Annotated in this window: 15 protein-coding genes; 7 read left to right on the top strand and 8 right to left on the bottom strand. The window is 63.1% G+C overall.

The window, feature by feature from the left end; translation table 11 throughout:
• Positions 1 to 68: 68 nt before the first annotated feature.
• Complete coding sequence (gene mltF, locus ACW9JE_RS19410) at positions 69 to 1,529, bottom strand: membrane-bound lytic murein transglycosylase MltF (RefSeq protein WP_457433648.1); 1,461 nt, start codon at positions 1,527 to 1,529, stop codon at positions 69 to 71.
• Positions 1,530 to 1,815: 286 nt separating this feature from the next.
• Here mltF and purL point away from each other — a divergent pair, with 286 nt between their 5' ends.
• Together purL and ACW9JE_RS19400 are read left to right on the top strand one after the other, a co-directional pair.
• A complete protein-coding gene (gene purL / locus ACW9JE_RS19405; RefSeq protein WP_224534055.1) occupies positions 1,816 to 5,712 on the top strand; it encodes a phosphoribosylformylglycinamidine synthase in 3,897 nt (1,298 codons plus the stop codon).
• 20 nt (positions 5,713 to 5,732) lie between these two features.
• On the top strand, positions 5,733 to 6,044 hold the full coding sequence (locus ACW9JE_RS19400) for an NGG1p interacting factor NIF3 (RefSeq protein ID WP_457433647.1): 312 nt from the start codon (positions 5,733 to 5,735) through the stop codon (positions 6,042 to 6,044).
• A gap of 202 nt (positions 6,045 to 6,246) precedes the next feature.
• On the opposite strand, the gene nagE is transcribed toward ACW9JE_RS19400, so the two are convergent.
• From nagE to ACW9JE_RS19365, 7 genes are all read right to left on the bottom strand, one after another.
• Positions 6,247 to 7,962 carry an N-acetylglucosamine-specific PTS transporter subunit IIBC gene (gene nagE, locus ACW9JE_RS19395; protein ID WP_457433646.1) on the bottom strand — a complete coding sequence of 572 codons (1,716 nt, stop codon included), beginning with the start codon at positions 7,960 to 7,962 and terminating at the stop codon, positions 6,247 to 6,249.
• A 24-nt stretch (positions 7,963 to 7,986) separates the two neighbouring features.
• On the bottom strand, positions 7,987 to 10,503 hold the full coding sequence (ptsP, locus tag ACW9JE_RS19390) for a phosphoenolpyruvate--protein phosphotransferase (protein WP_457433645.1): 2,517 nt from the start codon (positions 10,501 to 10,503) through the stop codon (positions 7,987 to 7,989).
• Between the two features lie 39 nt (positions 10,504 to 10,542).
• Positions 10,543 to 11,565 (bottom strand): SIS domain-containing protein, encoded by a 1,023-nt coding sequence (locus ACW9JE_RS19385; protein WP_457433644.1) that lies wholly within the window; start codon positions 11,563 to 11,565, stop codon positions 10,543 to 10,545.
• Positions 11,546 to 12,652, bottom strand: coding sequence for an N-acetylglucosamine-6-phosphate deacetylase (gene nagA / locus ACW9JE_RS19380; protein ID WP_457433643.1), 1,107 nt, complete (start codon positions 12,650 to 12,652; stop codon positions 11,546 to 11,548). Before nagA ends, ACW9JE_RS19385 begins: the two co-directional genes overlap by 20 nt.
• 58 nt (positions 12,653 to 12,710) lie before the next feature.
• Positions 12,711 to 13,442: a GntR family transcriptional regulator gene (locus ACW9JE_RS19375; RefSeq protein WP_457433642.1), complete on the bottom strand. Its 732-nt coding sequence runs from the start codon at positions 13,440 to 13,442 to the stop codon at positions 12,711 to 12,713.
• Positions 13,443 to 13,910: 468 nt separating this feature from the next.
• On the bottom strand, positions 13,911 to 14,414 hold the full coding sequence (locus ACW9JE_RS19370) for a L,D-transpeptidase family protein (RefSeq protein WP_457433641.1): 504 nt from the start codon (positions 14,412 to 14,414) through the stop codon (positions 13,911 to 13,913).
• Positions 14,415 to 14,473: 59 nt separating this feature from the next.
• The gene (locus ACW9JE_RS19365; RefSeq protein ID WP_224534048.1) at positions 14,474 to 15,022 is read right to left on the bottom strand and encodes an NUDIX hydrolase; all 549 of its coding nucleotides are present in this window, start codon (positions 15,020 to 15,022) and stop codon (positions 14,474 to 14,476) included.
• A 147-nt stretch (positions 15,023 to 15,169) separates the two neighbouring features.
• Between ACW9JE_RS19365 and ACW9JE_RS19360 the strand changes: the two genes are divergently transcribed.
• The 5 genes from ACW9JE_RS19360 to purT all read left to right on the top strand — a co-directional run bounded on the left by ACW9JE_RS19360 (position 15,170) and on the right by purT (position 18,459).
• Positions 15,170 to 15,769: a CoA pyrophosphatase gene (locus ACW9JE_RS19360; protein ID WP_224534047.1), complete on the top strand. Its 600-nt coding sequence runs from the start codon at positions 15,170 to 15,172 to the stop codon at positions 15,767 to 15,769.
• 47 nt (positions 15,770 to 15,816) lie between these two features.
• Positions 15,817 to 16,341 (top strand): gamma carbonic anhydrase family protein, encoded by a 525-nt coding sequence (locus tag ACW9JE_RS19355; RefSeq protein WP_175375222.1) that lies wholly within the window; start codon positions 15,817 to 15,819, stop codon positions 16,339 to 16,341.
• Positions 16,338 to 16,547 carry a DUF1289 domain-containing protein gene (locus ACW9JE_RS19350; protein ID WP_457433640.1) on the top strand — a complete coding sequence of 70 codons (210 nt, stop codon included), beginning with the start codon at positions 16,338 to 16,340 and terminating at the stop codon, positions 16,545 to 16,547. The genes ACW9JE_RS19355 and ACW9JE_RS19350 overlap by 4 nt, the downstream gene beginning before the upstream one ends.
• 172 nt (positions 16,548 to 16,719) lie before the next feature.
• The gene (locus tag ACW9JE_RS19345; protein WP_075946642.1) at positions 16,720 to 17,187 is read left to right on the top strand and encodes a preQ0 transporter; all 468 of its coding nucleotides are present in this window, start codon (positions 16,720 to 16,722) and stop codon (positions 17,185 to 17,187) included.
• 90 nt (positions 17,188 to 17,277) lie between these two features.
• Positions 17,278 to 18,459, top strand: coding sequence for a formate-dependent phosphoribosylglycinamide formyltransferase (purT, locus tag ACW9JE_RS19340; protein WP_457433639.1), 1,182 nt, complete (start codon positions 17,278 to 17,280; stop codon positions 18,457 to 18,459).
• Positions 18,460 to 18,565: the final 106 nt, after the last annotated feature.

Here is an 18,565-nt window from a genome sequence, read left to right as displayed (position 1 = left end):
ACGTTGATGTCGACAGACACGACGCCTTCGCGAGCAAGCCCGCTCCCACATTTTATTGGTGTTATCTGTTACAGCGGCGGGGTTTCCTGCGCCGGCTTGCTCTTGTCGATGCCCGGCACGTGCAGCGCACCCTCCGCCACCTGATCGCCTTCAAGCTGCGGCTGTGTGACCCAGGTCAGGATGTCGTAGTAGCGGCGGATGTTCGCCACGAAATGCACCGGCTCGCCGCCACGGGCGTAGCCGTAACGGGTTTTGCTGTACCACTTCTTCTCGGACAGGCGCGGCAGGATCTTCTTCACGTCCAGCCATTTGTCCGGATTCAGCCCTTCCTTGGCCGCCAGCTTGCGCGCGTCATCCAGGTGGCCGCTGCCGACGTTGTAGGCCGCCAGGGCAAACCAGGTGCGGTCAGGCTCCTGGATCGACTCGTCCAGTTGCTCCTTCATATAAGCCAGGTACTTGGCGCCGCCCATGATGCTCTGCTTGGGATCGAGGCGGTTGGAGACGCCCATGGCCTGCGCGGTGTTCTGGGTCAGCATCATCAGGCCGCGCACGCCGGTCTTGGAGGTCACGGCCGGTTGCCAGAGGGATTCCTGATAGCCCACCGCCGCCAGCAGACGCCAGTCGACCTTCTCTTTCTTGGCGTAGGCCTTGAAGTGCTGTTCGTACTTGGGCAGGCGTTGCTGCAAGTGCTGGGCGAAGGTGGTGGCGCCCATGTAGCCAAGAACGTCGACGTGCCCGTAGTAGCGGTCCTTCAGACGTTGCAGAGTGCCGTTCTTCTTGACCTTGTCGAGGTACTCGTTGACCTCGTTGAGCAGGCTGTTGTCATCCCCGGCCGCCAGGGCCCAGGCCTGATCCCGGGCATCGCCCAGGTCGAAGGCGACCCGGATGTTGGTGAAATACACCTGGTTCATCGCCACTTCGTTGGAGTCCACCAGGGTCAGGTCGATCTGACCTTCGTCCACCATGCGCAGGAGATCCACGACCTCGACCGCGTCGGACTCTTCGTACTCGATGCCGGGAAATTTCTGTTTCAGCTGCGCCAGCTGGTCGGCGTGGGTGCTGCCCTTGAGCACCATGATCTTCTTGCCCACCAGATCCTTGGCGTCGGTCGGACGGGACTGGCCGTTGCGATAGATGATCTGCGGGGTGACTTCCAGATAGGAGTGGGAGAAACGCACCTGTTTCTTGCGCTCCTCGCTGCTGACAAGACCCGCGGCAGCCAACACCGGGCCGTTGGGCTTGCCGACCTGACTGAACAGGTCGTCGAGGTTGTCGGCGGTCTCGATCTTCAGTTCCACCCCCAGATCGTCGGCGAAGCGCTTCACCAGCTCGTATTCGAAGCCGGTTTCACCGTTGCGATCCTGAAAGTAGGTGGCGGGGCTGTTTCGGGTAACCACCCGCAGCACACCATCCTCCTTTACGCGCTCGAGGGTGTTGGGTTTATCAACACAGCCACTGAGCATCAGGAAGAGTCCGGTTGCGATCAACCATTTGGCGTATCGCGGACGCAAAGCCGTTGGGGAAAACATTTGCGCAGTATACGCAAAGGACCAGCAGCGCCATATCTCGACAGCAGTAGGCTAGTCTGCTAGAGCGTGAAAAACCGCTGTGGAGCCCGCTGGAATGGGCTTCGGCGGCGATTTGTGACAATGAAAATATCCGCGGGCAAAGGGCCTGATCGGCCCGCTTGAGCAGGCGCGATGGCCCGCCCGACGTCCGGGTGCAACCGTGCAGAGCGTTACGGCTGATTTCGTGGGCTGTTTAGGCTAGAATGCACGGCCTCAAAGCACACCCCCTTCCGAGGCTGTCCCGAAGATGTTGATCCTGCGCGGCGCTCCTGCCCTTTCTGCCTTTCGCCACAGCAAACTCCTTGAGCAACTGAGCCAGAAGGTTCCGGCTGTCAGTGGCCTGTACGCTGAATTCGCTCACTTCGCCGAAGTTACCGGCGTCCTGACCGGCGACGAACAGCAGGTGCTCGCGCGCCTTCTGAAGTACGGTCCAAGCGTTCCGGTCCAGGAGCCGACCGGTCGTCTGTTCCTGGTGCTGCCGCGTTTCGGCACCATTTCGCCATGGTCGAGCAAGGCCAGCGACATCGCTCGCAACTGCGGCCTGACCAAGATCCAGCGCCTGGAGCGCGGCATTGCGTTCTACGTGGCCGGCCAGTTCAGCGACGCTGACGCGCAACTGATCTCCGATACCCTGCACGACCGCATGACCCAGATCGTGCTGGGCAACCTGGAGCAGGCAGCCGGCCTGTTCAGCCACGCCGAGCCGAAGCCGCTGACTGCGATCGACCTGCTCGGTGGCGGCCGCGCCGCACTGGAGAAGGCCAACGTCGAGCTGGGCCTGGCCCTGGCAGAAGACGAGATTGACTACCTGGTCAACGCCTTCGTCGGCCTCAAGCGCAACCCGCATGACATCGAACTGATGATGTTCGCCCAGGCGAACTCCGAGCACTGCCGTCACAAGATCTTCAACGCCAGTTGGGACATCGACGGCGAGAGCCAGGAAAAAAGCCTGTTCGGCATGATCAAGAACACCTACCAGATGCACAACGAAGGCGTGCTGTCCGCTTATAAGGACAACGCTTCGGTGATCGTCGGTTCCGTGGCCGGTCGTTTCTTCCCGGATCCAGAAACCCGCCAGTACGGCGCGGTGCAGGAGCCGGTGCACATCCTGATGAAGGTCGAGACCCACAACCACCCGACCGCGATCGCCCCGTTCCCTGGTGCGTCCACCGGTTCCGGCGGCGAGATCCGCGACGAAGGTGCAACCGGTCGTGGCGCCAAGCCGAAGGCCGGCCTGACCGGCTTCACCGTATCCAACCTGCAGATCCCGGGCTTTGAACAGCCGTGGGAAGTGCCGTACGGCAAGCCTGAGCGCATCGTCACCGCGCTGGACATCATGATCGAAGGCCCGCTGGGCGGCGCTGCGTTCAACAACGAATTCGGTCGTCCGGCCCTGACCGGCTACTTCCGTACCTTCGAGCAGTCGATCACCACCCCTCACGGCGACGAAGTCCGCGGTTACCACAAGCCGATCATGCTGGCTGGTGGTATGGGCAACATCCGTGAAGAACACGTACAGAAAGGCGAGATCGTCGTCGGCTCCAAGCTGATCGTGCTCGGCGGCCCAGCCATGTTGATCGGCCTGGGCGGCGGCGCTGCTTCCTCGATGGCCACCGGCACCAGCTCGGCGGACCTGGACTTCGCTTCGGTACAGCGCGAAAACCCGGAAATGGAACGTCGCTGCCAGGAAGTCATCGACCGTTGCTGGCAATTGGGTGACAAGAACCCGATCAGCTTCATTCACGACGTGGGCGCGGGCGGTCTGTCCAACGCCTTCCCGGAACTGGTCAACGACGGCGACCGCGGTGGCCGTTTCGAACTGCGCAACATTCCAAACGACGAGCCGGGCATGGCCCCGCACGAAATCTGGAGTAACGAATCCCAGGAACGTTACGTTCTGGCGGTCGGCCCGGCCGACTTCGAGCGCTTCAAGGCAATCTGCGAACGCGAGCGCTGCCCGTTCGCCGTGGTCGGCGAAGCCACTGCCGAGCCTCAACTGACCGTCACCGACAGCCACTTCGGCAACAGCCCGGTGGACATGCCACTGGAAGTGCTGCTGGGCAAAGCGCCGCGCATGCACCGTTCGGTCAAGCGCGAAGCGGAGCTGGGCGACGATTTCGATCCGTCGACCCTGGACATCGCCGAGAGCATCGAGCGCGTCCTGCATCACCCGGCCGTGGCGAGCAAGAGCTTCCTGATCACCATCGGCGACCGCACCATCACCGGCCTGGTTGCCCGTGACCAGTTCGTCGGCCCATGGCAGGTTCCGGTGGCCGACGTTGCCGTCACCGCCACCAGCTTCGACGTCTACACCGGTGAAGCCATGGCGATGGGCGAGCGTACTCCGCTGGCTCTGCTGGACGCTCCGGCGTCGGGCCGCATGGCCATCGGCGAAACCCTGACCAACCTCGCGGCTTCGCGCATCGGCAAGATCTCCGACATCAAACTGTCGGCGAACTGGATGTCCGCCGCCGGTCACCCGGGCGAAGACGCCCGTCTGTACGACACCGTGAAAGCGGTCGGCATGGAATTGTGCCCTGAGCTGGGCATCACCATTCCGGTGGGCAAGGACTCCATGTCCATGGCCACGCGCTGGAACGAAGAAGGCGTGGACAAGGCGGTCACCTCGCCAATGTCGCTGATCGTCACCGGTTTCGCGCCAGTGACTGACATCCGCCAGACCCTGACCCCGCAACTGCGCATGGACAAGGGCACCACCGACCTGATCCTGATCGACCTCGGTCGTGGCCAGAACCGCATGGGTGCCTCGATCCTCGCCCAGGTTAACGGCAAGCTCGGCAAGCAGGCTCCGGACGTCGATGACGCCGAAGACCTCAAAGCCTTCTTCGCGGTGATCCAAGGCCTCAACGCCGACGGTCACCTGCTGGCTTACCACGACCGTTCCGACGGCGGTCTGCTGACCAGCGTCGTGGAAATGGCCTTCGCCGGTCACTGCGGCCTGAACCTGAACCTCGACGGCCTGGCGGAAACTTCCGCCGACATCTCTGCGATCCTGTTCAATGAAGAACTGGGTGCGGTGATTCAGGTTCGCCAGGACGCCACGCCGGACATCCTCGCGCAGTTCAGCGCAGCCGGTCTGGGCGACTGCGTATCGGTAGTCGGTCAGCCGATCAACAATGGTCAGATCAACATCACCTTCAACGGCGAAACCGTGTTCGAAGGCCAGCGTCGTCTGCTGCAACGCCAGTGGGCCGAGACCAGCTACCAGATCCAGCGTCTGCGTGACAACGCCGACTGCGCCGATCAGGAATTCGACGTGCTGCTGGAAGAAGACAACCCGGGCCTGAACTTCAAGCTCAGCTACGATGTGAACCAGGACGTCGCCGCGCCTTACATCAAGAAAGGCATTCGTCCACAGGTTGCCGTACTGCGCGAGCAAGGCGTCAACGGTCAGGTGGAAATGGCGGCTGCGTTCGACCGCGCCGGTTTCAACGCGATCGACGTGCACATGAGCGACATTCTGGCCGGCCGTGTCGACCTGAACGACTTCAAGGGCATGGTCGCTTGCGGCGGCTTCTCCTACGGTGACGTACTGGGCGCCGGTGAAGGCTGGGCCAAGTCGGCGCTGTTCAACAGCCGCGCCCGCGATGCGTTCCAGGGCTTCTTCGAGCGTAACGACAGCTTCACCCTCGGCGTGTGCAACGGTTGCCAGATGATGTCCAACCTGCACGAGCTGATTCCGGGCAGCGAGTTCTGGCCGCACTTCGTGCGTAACCGTTCCGAGCAGTTCGAAGCCCGTGTGGCGATGGTGCAGATCCAGGAATCGAACTCGATCTTCCTGCAAGGCATGGCCGGTTCGCGTATGCCGATCGCCATCGCTCACGGCGAAGGTCATGCCGAGTTCGCCAGCGAAGAAGCACTGCTGGAAGCCGATCTGTCCGGTTGCGTGGCGATGCGTTTCGTCGACAACCACGGCAAGGTCACCGAAAGCTACCCGGCCAACCCGAACGGTTCGCCGCGCGGGATCACCGGTTTGACCAGCCGCGACGGTCGCGTGACCATCATGATGCCGCACCCGGAGCGTGTGTTCCGCGCCGTGCAGAACTCGTGGCGTTCGGACGACTGGAACGAAGACGCACCTTGGATGCGTATGTTCCGTAATGCGCGCGTCTGGGTGAACTAAGAGCGGGTGAACTAAGGGCTGTGTACAAGCTGAGCTTTTTTGTTCCGACCAGTCACGTCGAAGACGTGAAGAGCGCTGTATTCGCCGCCGGTGGCGGACGGATCGGCGCTTACGATCACTGCGCCTGGCAGGTGTTGGGCCAGGGCCAGTTTCGACCACTGGACGGCAGCCAGCCGTTCATTGGCGAAGCGGGGCAGGTCGAGCGGGTCGAGGAGTGGAAGGTTGAGCTGGTGGTGGCCGATGAGCTGATTCGCCCGGTAGTGGCGGCGCTGAAACAGAGCCACCCCTATGAGACACCGGCTTATGAAGTGTGGCGGTTGGAGGATTTCTGATTCTCTGGCTGCAAAAAAGAAAACCCGCTGGAAGTGATTTCAGCGGGTTTTTTTATGTCCGGGATTTGTGGTGATGGTGACGGCCCTATCGCGGGCAAGCCCGCTCCCACAAGTATTTCGGTTGGTTGCAGAATTTGCATACACCCTCAGAACCTGTGGGAGCGGGCTTGCCCGCGATGAGGCCCGCCCAGCCAACATCCATCTACACCTTGGCGCTGACTTCGCTGCGATTGACCAACACTTGCAGCGCATCACTCAGGCTTGAGGCCTTGTCACCTACCAGCAGGTGCCAGATCCCGCCTTCAAGCTGGCTCACACCGAGGCATCCCAGCGCCTTCAAGTCGCACTCGGACAACGCCTTGCCATCCGCCAGTTGCAGGCGGATTCGGGTCATGGCCACGCAATCCAGTTGCAGCACATTGTCGCCACCGCCGAAGGCATGCAGCCATTGGCGGGCCTCGGACGCTGCCACGGTCACGGTCTGCGGTTCGTCGACGCTGACTGCTGGAGTCGCGATCAGCGCACGTCCCAACGCGGGCATCGCCAGGCGAATTTCATCGGCGATGCTGTCGGCCATCGGCCCGACTACCACCTGCAAGCTGCCACCCTTGCCCGGCCGCACCACGGCCATGGCGCCCAGCGCTTTGAGGTCCGCATCCGAGGCCTTGTTGCGATCGACCATATCCAGACGCAAGCGCGTGGTGCAGGCGCCGACGGTGATCAGGTTTTCCGCGCCACCCAATGCCTTGATGTAGGCGCCGGCGCGGTCGCTTTGCGCCACTGCGGCTTTCTCCACCGTGGCGCTGTCTTCACGCCCCGGGGTCTTGAGGTTGAAGCGACGAATGCAGAAGTCGAACACCAGGTAGTAGACCACCGCATAGGCCAGTCCCACTGGAATCACTCGCCAGCCGTTGGTGGATTTGCCCCAGCCAAGAACCATGTCGATGAAGCCGCCGGAGAAGGTGAACCCCAGGTGAATGTTCAAAAGGTTAGTGACGGCCATGGATAGGCCGGTCAGTAGCGCGTGCAGCAGGAACAGCAGCGGCGCGAGGAACATGAAGGCGAATTCGATCGGCTCGGTGACGCCGGTCAGGAATGAGGTCAGGGCCATCGACAGGAGAATCCCGCCCATGATCTTGCGGCGTTCCGGCAGGGCGTTGCGGTACATCGCCAGGCACGCGGCAGGCAGGCCGAACAGCATCACCGGGAACATGCCGGTCATGAACTGGCCGCCTTTCGGGTCGCCGGCAAAGTAGCGCGACAGGTCACCGGTGACCATGGCGCCGGTACTCGGGTCGGTGAAGTTGCCGAACACGAACCAGGCCATGTTGTTGAGGATGTGGTGCAGGCCGGTGACGATCAGCAGGCGGTTGAACACGCCGAACACGAACGCACCAATGCTGCCGCTCTCCAGCAGCAGGGCGCCGAAGCTGTTGATGCCGTGCTGGATCGGCGGCCAGATCAGGCCGAACACCACGCCCAGGCCGACCGCGCTGAAACCGGTGACGATGGGCACGAAACGCCGGCCGCCGAAGAACGCCAAGTACTCCGGCAGCTTGATGTCCTTGAAGCGGTTGTACAGCGCGCCGGCCATCAGGCCGCTGATGATCCCGGCGAGCATGCCCATGTTGATGCTGTTATCGAGCACCTTGAGCGTGGACACCATCACCAGATAACCAATGGCGCCGGCCAGGCCCGCCGTGCCGTTGTTGTCCCGGGCAAAGCCCACCGCGATGCCGATGGCGAAGATCAGCGCCAGGTTGGCGAAAATCACCTGACCGGCATCATGGATGATCGCGATGTTCAAAAGGTCCGTGTCGCCCAGGCGCAGCAACAGGCCGGCAATCGGCAGGATCGCGATCGGCAGCATCAGCGCGCGGCCGAGGCGCTGCAGGCCTTCGATGAAGAGTTGGTACATGGCGCTTCTCCTTATTGTTCTTGTTCAGCTCAGAGGCCAGTGTTGGTGACAGGCGTGACGCACCGCCGAGGCGCTGCTCAGCTTGAGCAGGCCCTGGCTGATGCGCCGGCATTCGCTGGCGTCGAGGTGGCGCACGCGATCCTTGATCTCTCCGATCTGCACCGGGCTTACCGACAGTTCGCTCACGCCCAGGCCGATTAGTACGGGCGTCGCTAACGGATCGGAGGCCAGCGCGCCGCAAACGCCGACCCAGCGACCGTGCTGCGCGGCACCGGCGCAGGTTTGGGCGATCAGGCGCAGCAGCGCCGGATGCAGGGCGTCGACCCGCGAGGCGAGGCCGGCGTGGTCGCGGTCCATGGCCAGGGTGTATTGCGACAGGTCATTGGTGCCGATGGACAGGAAGTCCGCGTGTTCCGCCAGCTGTTCGGCCAGCAGGGCGGCGGCCGGTACTTCGATCATCACCCCCAGTTCGGGACGTTCGCTCAGGCCCAGTTCGGTGCACAGGGCATCGAGTCGCTGGCGGATGTGCAGCAACTCATCGACCTCGGTGACCATCGGCAACAAAATCCGGCAACGGGACAGCGGTGTGACGTGCAGCAGAGCGCGGAGCTGCTGGTCGAGCAGTTCCGGCCGAGCCTGGGCCAGACGGATACCGCGCAGGCCGAGCACCGGGTTCGCTTCGACCGGCAACGGCAGATAGTCGAGCTGCTTGTCGCCGCCGACGTCGATGGTGCGGATGATCACCGAGCGCTCGCCCATGGCATCGAGCACCGCTTGATAGGCGCGGTGTTGTTCCTGTTCGTCCGGCGCGGTCTGGCGGTCGACGAACAGGAACTCGGTGCGCAGCAGGCCGACGCCATCGGCGCCGTTGGCCAGCGCATCCGCCGCCTCGGTGCTGGAAGCGACGTTGGCGGCGACTTCGATGGTCAGGCCGTCCCGGGTTTGCGCCGGGGTGTGGGCTTGGCGTTGTTGTTCGGCTCGACGTTGTTGCCGGTCCAGTTGCGCTTGATTCACCTGAGCCAGGCGTTCGGCGCTGGGCGTCAGTTCCAGGCGACCGCCGTCGGCGTCCAGCACCACCGCCTGGCCTTGTTCCTGATCCAGCAGTGCCGAGCCGAGGGCGACCAGGCACGGCAGGCCTTTGCCCCGGGCCAGAATCGCCACATGGGAAGTGGCGCCGCCTTCGGCCATGCACAACCCGGCGACACCTTGCTGCGACAGTTGCAGCAGATCGGACGGGGTCAGTTCGTGAGCGGCGACGATGGCGCCCGGCGCTATGTCGTAATTCCAGGCTTCACCGAGCAGGGCGCGCAGCACCCGTTGCTTGAGGTCGCGCAGGTCGTTGGCGCGTTCGGCCAGCAGTGCGCTGCCCAATTGCAGGAGCACCTCGCACTGCGCTTCGATGGATTGGCTCCAGGCGTGGGTCGCGGCGACGCCCTGGTCGATGGACAGGTCGGCCGCATCCAGCAGGGCCGGGTCTTCGAGCAGAGCGAGGTGGGCGGCGAAGATCGCCTCTTCGTCGGTGTTCTTGTGCTTTCTGGCCTGGGTCAGGGTGGCGGCAATTTCGCTGCGGACCTGGCTCAGTGCGGCGTCCAGCGCCTTATGTTGCTGTGCCGGATCATTGTCCCCGGTGTCTAACGGAAGGCTGATCGCATTCAGGCGAACCAGCGGTCCGCCGACCAGACCCGATGCGGCGCAGACACCGTTCAGCACGCCGGCTTCTACCTCCCGATTGCGCTGCGGCACAGGCGCCGGCGCGGCGGCGTGATGGTCTTCCGGCAGGGCTGTGGATAACGCGATCAACAGCGCCTGAAGCGCGGCTTCGGCGTCCGGGCCCTTGCAGCTGACTTGCACTTCGTTCTGCTCGCCGATGGCCAGGCCCATCAGTCCGATCAGGCTCTCGCAGCTCGCCGATTTCCCGGCGAAATGCAGCTGCGACTTGCTCCTGAAACCTTGCGCGGTCTGCCGGATCAGCGCCGCTGGCCGCGCATGCAGGCCGCCGCGATGGGCGACTTGGATATGGCCGATCTGCTCTTCGCCGAGCAGTTCTTCGTTGGCGGTCGCGCCGCTGCCCTGGCGGCGAATGATGTGCAGCAACGGCTCGCCTACTTTCACCGACTTGAGGGTGATGGGGCGGGCCTGGAAGTCCTGGCTGTTGGTGAGAATCAGCAGGCTGACCAGGCTTTTGCAGCGTTGCGCCACTCGGTCCTGTTCGTAGCGCAGCAGCGGCTGGCCATTGGCGACCCGCGCGCCTTCCTGGACCAGCATCGTAAAGCCCTGGCCTTGCAGCTCCACCGTGTCTAGACCCAGGTGCAGCAGCAGTTCGGCGCCGTTGTCGGCGCGCAGGGTCACGGCGTGGCCGGTACGCGCGACGTGCACCACCACGCCGGCGCAGGGCGCGTGCAGGGTGTCGTTCAACGGATCGATGGCGATCCCGTCGCCCATCGCGCCGCTCGCGAACACCGCATCCGGGACTTTGGCGAGCGTGAGCACCGGGCCGCTGAGCGGGGCGCTGAGGGTCAGCTCTTTATTGTTGTTGTGCATGGCTCGGTCTCATCAGGAAAAACGACGGTTCGGGATGACTCAATGCGTACGCGTGACTTTGCTCAGGTGCCGTGGCTGGTCCGGGTCCATGCCTCGTGCGACAGCCAAGCCCGCGGCCATGACGTAGAAGCTCTGGATGGCCAGGATCGGGTCGAGGGCCGGGTGTTCGGCGCGGGTCAGTGTCAGATCGCGTTCGCTCACGTCGTCCGGTGCCGCCAGCAGAACCCGGGCGCCGCGCTGGCGCATGTCCGCCGCCAGGCTCAGCAGGCCGGCCTGTTCGGCGCCGCGTGGGGCGAAGACCAGCAGCGGGTATTGCTCGCCGATCAATGCCATCGGACCGTGGCGGACTTCGGCGCTGCTGAAGGCTTCGGCCTGGATCGCCGAGGTTTCCTTGAACTTGAGCGCGGCTTCCTGGGCGATGGCGAACCCGGCGCCACGGCCGATCACCATCAGGCGCTCGCAGTCGCGCAGGGCTTCGATGGCCATGCTCCAGTCCTGCCGAGCGGCATTGCGCAGGCCTTCGGGCAGGGCACGGCCGGCTTCCAGCAGTTCGGCGTCCTCTTTCCAGTGCCCGATCAGGCGGGCGCTGGCGCTGAGGGTGGCGATGAAGCTTTTGGTCGCGGCGACGCTGCTTTCAGTGCCGGCCAGCAGTGGCAGGCTGAATTCACAGGCCGCTTCCAAAGGTGAGTCGGCGGCATTGACCATGGCGATGCTCAGCGCGCCGCGCTTGCGCAACAGGCGCAGGCTGTTGACCAGATCCGGGCTCTGGCCCGACTGCGAAAAGGCGAACGCCACCTGACCGCTGACCTTCAACGGCGCCTGTTGCATGGTCACCACCGACATCGGCAGCGAGGCCACCGGAATGCCCAGCAACTGCATGGTCAGGTAGGCGAAGTAGCTGGCGGCGTGGTCGGAACTGCCGCGGGCCACGGTCATCGCCACTTGCGGTGGCTGGCGACGCAGGCGGCCGGCGATCTCGATCATCTGCGGGTCGAGTTGCTGCAGTTGGGCATGCACGGCCTCGAACGAGGACAGCGCCTCCTCAAGCATTTTTGAAGTCAATGTCTTCTCCTTCGACCATGACGGCGGTCAGTTTCAGTGAGCGATCCAGCCGCACGCAGTCGGCCCAGGCGCCGGGCTGCAGGCGCCCGCGTTCGTTGAGGCCGAGGTAATCGGCCGGAAATTGCGACAGGCGTTGCGAGGCCTCGGCGATGGGCAGGCCGATCTTCACCAGATTGCGCAGGGCCTGATCCATAGTCAGGGTGCTGCCGGCCAGGGTGCCGTCGGGCAGGCGCACGCCGCCCAGACATTTGGTCACGGTGTGGCTGCCAAGCTTGTATTCGCCGTCGGGCATGCCCGCGGCGGCGGTGGAATCAGTTACGCAATACAGGCACGGGATCGAACGCAGGGCCACGCGGATCGCGCCGGGGTGCACGTGCAGCAGGTCCGGAATCAGCTCGGCGTACTGCGCATGGGCCAGCGCCGCGCCGACGATCCCGGGTTCGCGGTGATGCAGCGGGCTCATGGCGTTATAGAGGTGGGTGAAGCTGGTGGCGCCGGCCTCGAGCGCGGCGACGCCTTCTTCATAGCTGCCCAGGGTATGGCCGATCTGCATACGGATGCCGCGGGCGCTGAGATTGCGGATCAGCGCATCGTGGCCGGCGATTTCCGGGGCGATGGTGATCACCCGGATCGGTGCCATGGCCAGGTATTCCTCGACTTCGGCCAGCAGTGCGGTGTGGGCGAAATTGGGCTGGGCGCCGAGTTTTCCCGGATTGATGTAGGGGCCTTCCAGGTGCACGCCGAGAACCCGGGCGCTGCCTTTCCCACGCTGCTCACAGAATTCGCCTACAGCCTTGAGCACCTTCGAGATCTCTTCGCTGGGCGCGGTCATGGTGGTGGCCAGCAGCGAAGTGGTGCCGAAGCGCACGTGGGTCTTGCAGATGGTTTCGAAGGCGGGTGCGCCTTCCATGATGTCCTTGCCGCCACCGCCGTGAACGTGCAGGTCGATGAAGCCCGGCAGCAGGTAGGGCAGGTCGTTGTCCGCCGGATCGCAGGGCGAGCCTTCGATGGACACGACCCTGCCGTGTTCGTGGACCAGCCGGCCGCGAACCCAGCCTTGGGCGGTGAGGATGTTGTCTTCGGACATGATCGGTTCTCGGTGTTGGGCGGTGCTGTCTAGTGACGCCGTCTAACGTCGCAGCTTTTTATCGACGAAGCTCTGCAACAAAGTCGTAGTAATCGTTGCGGCAATAGGTGTCGGTGACTTCGATGGGGGTGTTGTCCTCGAGGTAGCCGACCCGGGTCATCAGCAGCATGGCGGTGCCGGGGGCGATGCCCACCAGCGCGGCGAATTCGTCCGAGGCGTTGATCGCCTGGATGTGCTGCAGTGCGCGGACCACGGGCTTGCCGATCCCGTCGAGGTATTCGTACAGGGAATCGCCCACGGCTTGCGGCTTGGGAATGATCGAGGCGGGCAGGGTGCTCATCTCGATGGCCATCACGGTGTCGTCGGCTTTGCGCAGGCGCTTCATACGCGCCACCTTGTCGTTGGGCGACAGGCCGAGGCGGATTAGTTCTTCGTGGGTCGGCAGGGTGATTTCCCGCTCCAGCCACTGCGAGCTGGGCGCGAAACCCTTCAGGCGCAGCATTTCGCTGAAACCGGACAGGCGCGACAGCGGTTGTTCCAGGCGTGGCGTGATGAAGGTGCCGGAGCCTTGGTTGCGGCGGATCAGGCCTTGTTCGAACAACACTTCCAGCGCCTTGCGTGCGGTCACCCGGGAGATGCCCAGGGTTTCGCTCAGGCTGCGCTCCGACGGCATCGCCTGCTCGGCTTTCCACTGGCCGGCATGGATCGCCGCTTCCAGATTACGCGCCAGTTGCAGGTACAGGGGCGTGGGCTGGGAATCGTCGGGGCGTAGGGCGTTGAGGTCGTTCATGTAGGCTCGATCCGGCGCGGTTGTAGGATTGTTTTCGCTCGGTTGTGGGGCGAAAGCTAATACCACTTGAATACCATGTCAACGCGTTGGAAAGGCTTGAATAGGGCGGTTTAGGGCTGACTCGAGAAGATTGGTTTGAAGTGGTATTAGAGGTGGTGCTTTAAAAGCAAAGATCGCAGCCAGCCGTCCAGGGTTAGCCGGCTCCTACAGGTTGGAAGTGGTATCACCACCCGTAGGAGCTGCAGAAGTCTGCGATCTTTTTATTTTTTTACGAAGGGCGACAAAAGGTAGCAGCAGGACGAAAGAATGCGGTCCCTGTGGCGAGGGGGCTTGCCCCCGTTCGGCTGCGCAGCAGTCGCAAAATCAGCCAATGCGGTGAGACAGAAGGAACATGGTCATAGATTTTGGCACTGCTTCGCAGCGCAACGGGGGCAAGCCCCCTCGCCACAAAAGCTTTTTTGCGGGCGTTTACGGACGAATTTCGATCATGGTGCCATCCGGCACCAGGTTCCAGACTTCACGCATATCGACGTTGCGCATGGCCACGCAGCCGTCGGTCCAGTCCAGGGTGTGGAACAGTTCCTCGGGATTTTCCTCGGTGTGCGGCGTGCCGTGGATCATGATCATGCCACCCGGATCGACGTTTTCGCGGCGCGAGCGGGCTGCGTCGCTGATGTTCGGGTAAGAGATGTGCATCGACAGGTTGAATTTGTCGCTGGTCTTGCGCCAGTCGATCCAATAGAAGCCTTCAGGGGTGCGGCGGTCGCCTTCCATCAGTTTCTGTCCCTTGGGGTTGCGGCCCAGGGAAATGCGATAGGTCTTGAGCGGCTTGCCGTCGTTGATCAACTGCAATTGGTGGGCGGACTTGAGAACCAGGACTTTCTCGATGACCTTGCCGTCGTACATCCCCACAGTGGAAGCCTGGGAGAACGCAGCGAACGACAAGCAGAACAGGGCAAGCAACCAGCGCATTGAAACAATTCCCCAGAAGGTGTCGCGGCTATGTGTTTTCTATTTATTTATAGATGTTTTCAGTTGGCAGGCTGAGTCAGCGGCGGGATCGATTCGGATCGTACGGGGTAGACCTCGGCCCGCCGGTCAGCGAAGAAGCATTCTAAGGTACGGCCCACGGTGCGGAAAGCCAGCTCGTCCCAAGGGATGTCCGCTTCGTCGAATAGTTGCACTTCCAGGCTTTCCGGGCCCGGGGCGAAGTCCAGATCGGCCAGCTCTGCGCGGAAGAACACGTGCACCTGGCTGATGTGCGGTACGTCGATCAGAGTATAGATGGAGAGGTTGCGCACCCGGGCGCAGGCTTCCTCGGCGGTTTCGCGGATGGCCGCCTGTTCGATGGTTTCGCCGTTTTCCATGAAGCCGGCGGGCAGGGTCCAGTAACCCAGGCGCGGCTCGATGGCGCGGCGGCACAGCAGGACCTTGGTGCCCCAGGTCGCCACGCAGCCGGCGACGATGTTGGGGTTCTGGTAATGAATGGTCTGGCAACTGTCGCAGACGAAACGCAGACGCGAATCGCCTTCGGGAATACGCTGGGTGACCGGGTTACCGCACTGGCTGCAAAATTTCATGCTTGGGTTCCTGAATGCTGCGCCTATCTTGGCGTGCGGCGGTGTCTGTCGGCAAGTTGTCGTTTCGCGACACGCCGTTGTCCGGGGGGTTGGGCGACCGCAGTGATTGGTGCATGATGCGGGGTAAGGCACAGATCGAGAACACTCATGCTGGATGAGCTACTGCATCGGGTCAGTAACCACACACCGCGCACGCTGGAGACCGACCGTCGTTTCCCCGAGGCCGCCGTACTGGTGCCCATCACCCGCAGTGATGAACCGGAGCTGGTACTGACCCTTCGCGCCAGCGGACTCTCGACCCATGGCGGCGAAGTCGCCTTCCCAGGTGGTCGTCGCGACCCCGAAGACCCGGACCTGATATTCACCGCGCTACGTGAAGCCGAAGAAGAGATCGGCCTGCCGCCGGGACTGGTGGAAGTGATCGGCCCGCTCAGTCCGTTGATTTCCCTGCACGGCATCAAGGTCACTCCCTATGTGGGCGTGATTCCGGATTTCGTCGAATACCAGGCCAACGATGCGGAAATCGCCGCGGTGTTCAGCGTGCCGCTGGAATTCTTCCGCGAAGACCCGCGCGAACATACCCATCGCATCGACTATCAAGGCCGTAGCTGGTACGTCCCGAGCTACCGTTATGGGGGGTACAAGATCTGGGGGCTGACGGCGATCATGGTGGTCGAACTGATCAACCTGCTCTATGACGCCAGGATCAGCCTGCACCAGCCGCCCAAAAGCTTTATCAATACTTGAGCCATCGTTCGAATGGCCTGAACACGTGATGCCCTGAGGACAAACCGATGAAATACCGCCTGGGCGACGCCCGTGTCGAGACTCACCCACAGAGCTGGGTCGCCCCCAATGCCGTGCTGGTGGGCAAGGTCAAACTGGAAGAGGGCGCCAGCGTCTGGTTCAACGCCGTGTTGCGCGGCGACAACGAGTTGATCCTGATCGGCAAGAACAGCAACGTGCAGGACGGCACCGTGATGCACACCGACATGGGCTACCCGCTCACCATCGGCACCGGGGTGACCATCGGCCACAACGTCATGCTCCACGGGTGCACGGTCGGCGACAACAGCCTGATCGGCATCAACTCGGTGATCCTCAACGGCGCGAAGATCGGCAAGAACTGCATCATCGGCGCCAATTCGCTGATCGGCGAAGGCAAGGAGATTCCGGACGGGTCGCTGGTCATGGGCTCGCCGGGCAAGGTGGTGCGCGAATTGACCGAAGCACAGATTCAAATGCTCCAGGCCAGCGCCGCCCACTATGTGCATAACGCCCAGCGTTATGCCCGCGACCTGGCCGAGCAGGAAGAATGACGACCCCCGAACGCCCCGTCGCATCGCCCTGCGTGAGCATTTGCGCGCTGGACGATGACGACATCTGCACCGGTTGCCAGCGCACCGTCGAGGAGATCACCCGCTGGAGCCGGATGGACAACGACGAGCGCCGCCGGGTGCTGGGGTTGTGCCATGAGCGGGCCAAGGCAAGCGGGTTGGTGTGGATGTTAACTCCCAAACCCTGAGTGCTTTTGTGGTGAGGGGGCTTGCCCCCGTTGGACTGCGCAGCAGTCCCTTCTTTTTGGGGCTGCTTCGCAACCCAACGGGGGCAAGCCCCCTCGCCACAACTGATCTCACCGCTGCTTATTTATGCGGCAAAGATGAAGTACCCTGTGCGCCAATCTGACAGGTACTTCCATGTTCTTCCTGATCGCCTACATCAGCAGCGTCGTGCTGATCAACTTCGCCTTTTCCACCGCCCCGCACCTGGACATCATCTGGTCGGCTTGGGGCGGGCTGGTGTTTATCCTGCGCGACATGGTGCAAACCCGCTTCGGTCACGGCGCGATTGCGGCCATGCTGGTGGCGCTGGTGCTGTCCTATGTCACCTCCGATCCGTCCATCGCCCTGGCCAGCGCCACCGCGTTCGCAGTGTCCGAGTGCATCGACTGGCTGGTGTTCAGCATCACCAAGCGCCCGCTGCACGACCGCCTGTGGATAAGTTCGGCCCTGAGCATTCCCCTCGATACCTTCATCTTTTTCGGCATGATCGACGCGTTGACCCCCGGCGTGATCCTCACCGCCCTGGGCTCGAAGTTCGCCGGCGTCACCGCCGTGTGGCTGATCATGGCCTGGCGCCTGCGCAAACAGGCTGTCGTCAGCTGAAGCCAAACCCTGCAGTTCATGTAAAATGCCGCGCTTTCTCCCCCAGGGAAGCGTGCTTCCCTCGATGATCGCTTCTTTGAGGACCTGCAGATGACCCGTATCGGAACTCCATTGTCGCCTACCGCGACCCGCGTATTGATGTGTGGCTGTGGCGAGTTGGGTAAGGAAGTGGTGATCGAGCTGCAACGCCTGGGCGTTGAAGTGATTGCCGTGGACCGTTACGCCAATGCCCCGGCCATGCAGGTTGCGCACCGCAGCCACGTGGTCAACATGCTCGACGGCGCCGCTCTGCGCGCAGTGATCGAGGCCGAGAAGCCGCACTTCATCGTGCCGGAAATCGAGGCCATCGCCACCGCGACCCTGGTGGAACTGGAAGCCGAAGGCTTCACCGTGATCCCGACCGCGCGCGCCACCCAGCTGACCATGAACCGCGAAGGCATCCGTCGCCTGGCCGCCGAAGAGCTGGACCTGCCGACCTCGCCGTATCACTTCGCCGACACCTTCGAGGACTACAGCAAGGCTGTCGAAGACCTCGGTTTCCCGTGCGTGGTCAAGCCGGTCATGAGTTCTTCGGGCAAGGGCCAGAGCCTGCTGCGCAGCGTCGATGACGTGCAGAAGGCCTGGGATTACGCTCAGGAAGGCGGTCGCGCCGGCAAGGGCCGGGTGATCATCGAAGGCTTCATCGATTTCGACTACGAAATCACCCTGCTGACCGTGCGTCACGTTGGCGGCACTACGTTCTGTGCACCGGTCGGCCACCGTCAGGAGAAGGGCGACTACCAGGAATCCTGGCAGCCACAGGCCATGAGCCCGGTTGCCCTGGCTGAATCGGAGCGCGTGGCCAAGGCGGTCACCGAGGCCCTGGGCGGTCGCGGTCTGTTTGGTGTCGAGTTGTTCATCAAGGGCGATCAGGTGTGGTTCAGCGAAGTGTCGCCGCGCCCGCACGATACCGGTCTGGTGACCCTGATTTCCCAGGACCTGTCGCAATTCGCCCTGCACGCACGGGCGATCCTCGGCCTGCCGATCCCGCTGATCCGTCAGGTCGGGCCTTCGGCGTCGGCGGTGATTCTGGTGGAAGGCCAGTCGACCCAGACCGCATTCGCCAACCTGGGCGCCGCCCTGAGCGAGCCGGACACCGCGCTGCGCCTGTTCGGCAAGCCTGAAGTCAACGGCCAGCGCCGCATGGGCGTGGCCCTGGCGCGCGACGAGTCCATCGAAGCCGCCCGCGCCAAGGCGACCCGTGCGTCCAAGGCGGTAGTCGTCGAGCTGTAAAAACAGCGCTGGCGGGCCTATACCTCTATAGGTCCGCCCCTGCAAAACCTGTAGGAGCGGGGGTTTTCCGCTAAAGGGAGTTCCTGGTCGAAAACACTTTTTAACT

This window comes from Pseudomonas sp. SDO55104_S430 (assembly GCF_054070595.1).
This window is presented reverse-complemented; position numbering and strand designations above follow the sequence as displayed.